This window comes from Streptomyces sp. NPDC058964 (assembly GCF_042741275.1).
Classification (GTDB): Bacteria; Actinomycetota; Actinomycetes; order Streptomycetales; family Streptomycetaceae; genus Streptomyces.
Genome location: NZ_JBHYKH010000671.1, coordinates 1 through 4,148 on the forward strand (window position 1 = coordinate 1; position 4,148 = coordinate 4,148).

Annotated in this window: 3 protein-coding genes; 1 reads left to right on the plus strand and 2 read right to left on the minus strand. The window is 70.3% G+C overall.

All coding sequences use genetic code 11. From position 1 onward, the window contains the following. A partial coding sequence (locus tag ACFW2E_RS42650) for an ammonium transporter (RefSeq protein WP_384476295.1) occupies positions 1 to 1,023 on the minus strand: 1,023 nt, incomplete at its 3' end. Positions 1,024 to 1,370: 347 nt separating this feature from the next. Further along, positions 1,371 to 2,852: a hypothetical protein gene (locus ACFW2E_RS42655; RefSeq protein ID WP_384476297.1), complete on the minus strand. Its 1,482-nt coding sequence runs from the start codon at positions 2,850 to 2,852 to the stop codon at positions 1,371 to 1,373. Between the two features lie 457 nt (positions 2,853 to 3,309). On the opposite strand from ACFW2E_RS42655, the gene ACFW2E_RS42660 reads away from it, so the two are divergent. Next, positions 3,310 to 3,966, plus strand: coding sequence for a bifunctional DNA primase/polymerase (locus ACFW2E_RS42660; protein WP_384476301.1), 657 nt, complete (start codon positions 3,310 to 3,312; stop codon positions 3,964 to 3,966). Positions 3,967 to 4,148 lie beyond the last annotated feature (182 nt).

Here is a 4,148-nt window from a genome sequence, read left to right on the forward strand (position 1 = left end):
GATGAGCAGGGAGCCGATGATTCCGCCGACCATGTGGACGCCGACGACGTCGAGCGAGTCGTCGTAACCGAACTTGAACTTCAGGCCGACGGCGGCGGCACAGGCGACGCCGGCGATGGCGCCGACGGCGATCGCGCCGAGCGGGGAGACCGCGCCACCGGAGGGGGTGATCGCGACCAGGCCGGCGACCGCGCCGGAGGCGGCGCCCAGCGTGGTGAACGCGCCGTGCCGGATCTTCTCGTAGGCGAGCCAGGCCAGCATGGCGGCGGCGGTGGCGACCTGGGTGTTGACGAACATCAGCGCGCCGACGCCGTCGTCGTTGCCGAGCCAGGAGCCCGCGTTGAAGCCGAACCAGCCGAACCACAGGAGCCCCGCGCCGAGCATGACCAGGGGGAGGCTGTGCGGACGCATCGGGTCCTTCTTGAAGCCGACGCGCTTGCCGATGACCAGGATCACGCCGAGGGCCGCGGCACCCGCGTTGATGTGGACCGCCGTACCACCCGCGAAGTCGATCACACCGAGCTTGTAGGCCCAGCCGTCGGCACCCCAGACCCAGTGGGCGACCGGGACGTAGACGATCGTGGCCCACAGGGCGATGAAGAGCGACCACGCCGAGAACTTGACGCGGTCCGCGAGGGCGCCGCTTATCAGGGCCGGGGTGATGATGGCGAACATCATCTGGAAGACCATGAAGACGAAGATCGGGATGTTGTAGCCGTCCCAGAGCTGCGTCAGCCCGATGTTGCTGAGGCCGAACCAGTCGGAGTTCCAGCCGATGAGGCTGTTGTTCGTGCCGAAGGCGAGGGAGAAGCCGTAGAGCACCCACAGAATGGTGACGATGCCCATACTGATGAAGCTCATCATCAGCATGTTGAGGGTGCTCTTGACGCGGACCATGCCTCCGTAGAAGAAGGCCAGGCCCGGGGTCATGATCAGCACCAGGGCGGAACAGATGAGCATGAAGCCTGTGTTCGCGGAGGACAGCTTGGGTGCCTCCGCGGCAAGCGTGATGGCTGGTGCCATCGGCGTCTCCTCGTCGGTTGGTACGGCCCCGTGCGGGCGAAGCCTGAGAGCGGTCCGGTCTAGCGGGGGGTGGGCCGGTTATGCGCCATGAGATTGGCGCAGCGCCGTTTCGGTGGAAGCCCCTCGTTGTTTCGCCGGGGTGACGAAGACGCCCTGCGTGTTACGCGTCGATGAATTGCGAGATGTCCGACCACGGGATCGTTATCGTGGCGCAACCTTCCACGAAGGAAAAGAACCGGCCGCGGCGGGCCTTCCGATGACCTGGCGTGGGGGAGCCGAGTCGGACAGTTCGGGAGGGCCGGCCGCGGCCGGGGCTGGTGTGGCTCTGCTGCTGTGCTTTCCGGGGCTCAGACCGCCTCGGCGGTCTCGGGGAGGTTCACGACGAGCTGTTCCGTGAGGTCGACGACCTCGGCCAGGTCGCCGAAGTCGCGTACGGCCGCGTCGACGGTCTTTCGGATACGGGTGTTCACCCGCTCGGAGCGGACCTTCTTGGCGATGCCCATGGCCCGCGAGGCGTACTCCGTGCTCTGCTCGGGCTCGCGGCGCAGCAGGTGCACGGTGGCCATGCCGATGAGGTTCAGTGCGTACGACCGCTGGTGCTCGGCGTCCTTGGCGAACTTCTCCACGGCCTGCCGCATCAGGGGCTCGGCCAGGGAGGCGTAGGTGGGGCTGCGGCCGGCGACATAGGCGAGGTCGCGGAACGAGTGGGAGTTCTCCCCGTACAGCTCGGCCTCGGAGAAGAAGCGGATCCAGTCGGGGTCCGGCTCGTCCCACTCGTGGGCCTCGGCGAAGGTGTCCTCGGCCATCCGGACCGCCCGCTTGCACTTGCCGGGCTGGCCCATGTTGGCGTAGGCGCGGGCCTCCATCGCATACAGCATGGACTGGGTGCGCGGGCTCGCGCAGTCGCGGCTGCCGTACTGCGCGAGGTGGACCAGTTCCAGGGCGTCGTCGGGCCGGCCGAGGTGGATCATCTGGCGGCTCATGCTGGACAGGATGTACGAACCGAGCGGCCTGTCGCCCGCTTCCTTGGCGGCGTGCAGGGCGAGGACGAAGTACTTCTGCGCGGTGGGCTGGAGTCCTACGTCGTAGCTCATCCAGCCCGCCAGTTCGGCGAGTTCGGCGGCGACCTTGAAGAGTTTCCTGGTGGTGGCCTCGGGCTGGGGCTCCTGGAGCAGATCGGTGACCTCGTGCAGCTGGCCGACGACGGCCTTGCGGCGCAGGCCGCCGCCGCACTGGGCGTCCCACTGCCGGAACATCACGGTGGTGGACTCCAGCAGGTCCAGCTCGGGCTTGGAGAGCCGCCCCGGCCGGCGGGACTCCGCGAACGGCTCCGGCTCGGGCTGCGGGAGCGGCCCCGAGGGAGCGGGGACGAGCCAGCGCTGCATCGGTTCGATGAGGGACGGCCCCGCGGCCAGGGCGAGCGAGGTCCCGAGGAAGCCGCGCCGCGCCAGCATCAGGTCGCTGCGCGAGAACTCGCTGAGCAGGGCCACCGCCTGCGGGCCCGTCCAGGGCAGGTCGACACCGGACGCGGAGGGTGACTGCCGGGCCGCCCGCAGACCGAGGTCCTCGACCGACACCACGCAGCCGAACCGCTCGGAGAACAGCTCGGAGAGGATCCTGGGGATCGGCTCGCGCGGGTTCTCCCCGTCCAGCCAGCGCCGCACCCGCGAGGTGTCCGTGGAGATGTGGTTGGCGCCCAACTGGCGGGCGCGGCGGTTCACTTGGCGGGCGAGCTCGCCCTTGGACCAGCCACTGCGCACGAACCACGAGCCGAGCAGCTCATTGGGGCGCTTGTCAGCGTTCGTCCCGCCACCGCCGTTGCCGCCCACTGGAACGCCCCCATCCCTGAGACCACTTGTCGCCGAGTGCGCCAAGCCCTATCAGAATGCCGGTAAATACGGCCGCCCGTCCGGTAGTTCTCACCCTTCGAACGGGATGCCGACTTGCCTCCGGCATACCCACGAGAGCATGTGCCCCCAGGCCTCGTGCACTCAAAGTAATCCTACGATCACGGGTCCAGCCATGGCGATCCCGGAAACGCCACCATTCGCCACCCCTTCGAATGAACTCGCGGTCGGCCAGGCGCGATTCACTTGACATAGGACGGTCACGAGTGGATGCAGCGGTGCACTCGGGGGCGCACACAGCCGGGTGCACCACCGGAGTCACCTCGGGGCGCTGCACACACCCTGCGAGCGCAGGCCCCGGCGGCGACAGAGAGTCACCTTCCGCTTCCGTTTCGTTCCGTGGCGTAACCACCGGCGCGCTGGACCCGTTGGAGGGGGTATGGGCTTCACGATCGGCGGCATTCGCGAGATCCGCTCCGGCACGCGTCGGCGCGGCCGTTCGTCGGAGTGCACCGCCGTCGCCGAGTTCACCGGGCTCTGGGGCTGGGACGTGGTGCCGGGCGCACGCGCCGCGGCGGGCGCATGTTCGTGCGGCCGGGCGGACTGCCGCGCGCCGGGCGCGCATCCGTTGGAATTCGCGCCCCAGGTCTCCGCGAGATCGACGCTCGACGAGGTCACCAAAGCCTGGGGCGAGTTCCCCGGCGCCTCGGTGATGCTGCCGGTCGGGCGCGCGTTCGATGTCATCGAGGTCGCCGAGCCCGCCGGGCGCCACGCCCTGGTCCGGCTGGAACGCATGGGCCTTCCGCTCGGCCCGGTGACCGCGACCCCCGACGGCCGCGCCCACTTCCTCGTCGCCCCGGGCGCCGCCGCCGAATTGCCGGCACTGCTCTACCGCATGGGCTGGGACGACCCGTCGTCCCTCGATCTGCGCGGCCTCGGCCCCGGTGCGTACATCACGGCGCCCCCGTCCGACCGGGGCGGGCTGGGACCGGTGCGCTGGCTGCGGCCGCCCGCCCTGGACTCGGTGTCGAAGCCGCCCGCCGCGCGACTGCTGCTGGGGACCCTGGCCTACGTGGCACACCGGTCGCGGGCCTGAGCCCTGTCGTCGCATCCCCGCCTGCCCGGCGCCGCCATGCACGCTCCCCCGGGTTCTCGGCCTCGCTCGGGCAGGGAAACCCCATGACGCCGCCGGGCCCGCCGCCCGGGCGGCGCCCGGGGGTGTGCGCCCCGACCCCCCCCCCCCCCCCCCCCCCCCGCGCGGGCCCGCACACCCCCCCG

Coding starts and splice junctions, on each gene's coding strand:
- ACFW2E_RS42660 (WP_384476301.1), top strand. CDS start 3,310: ATGGGCTTCACGATCGGCGGCATTCGCGAGATCCGCTCCGGCACGCGT.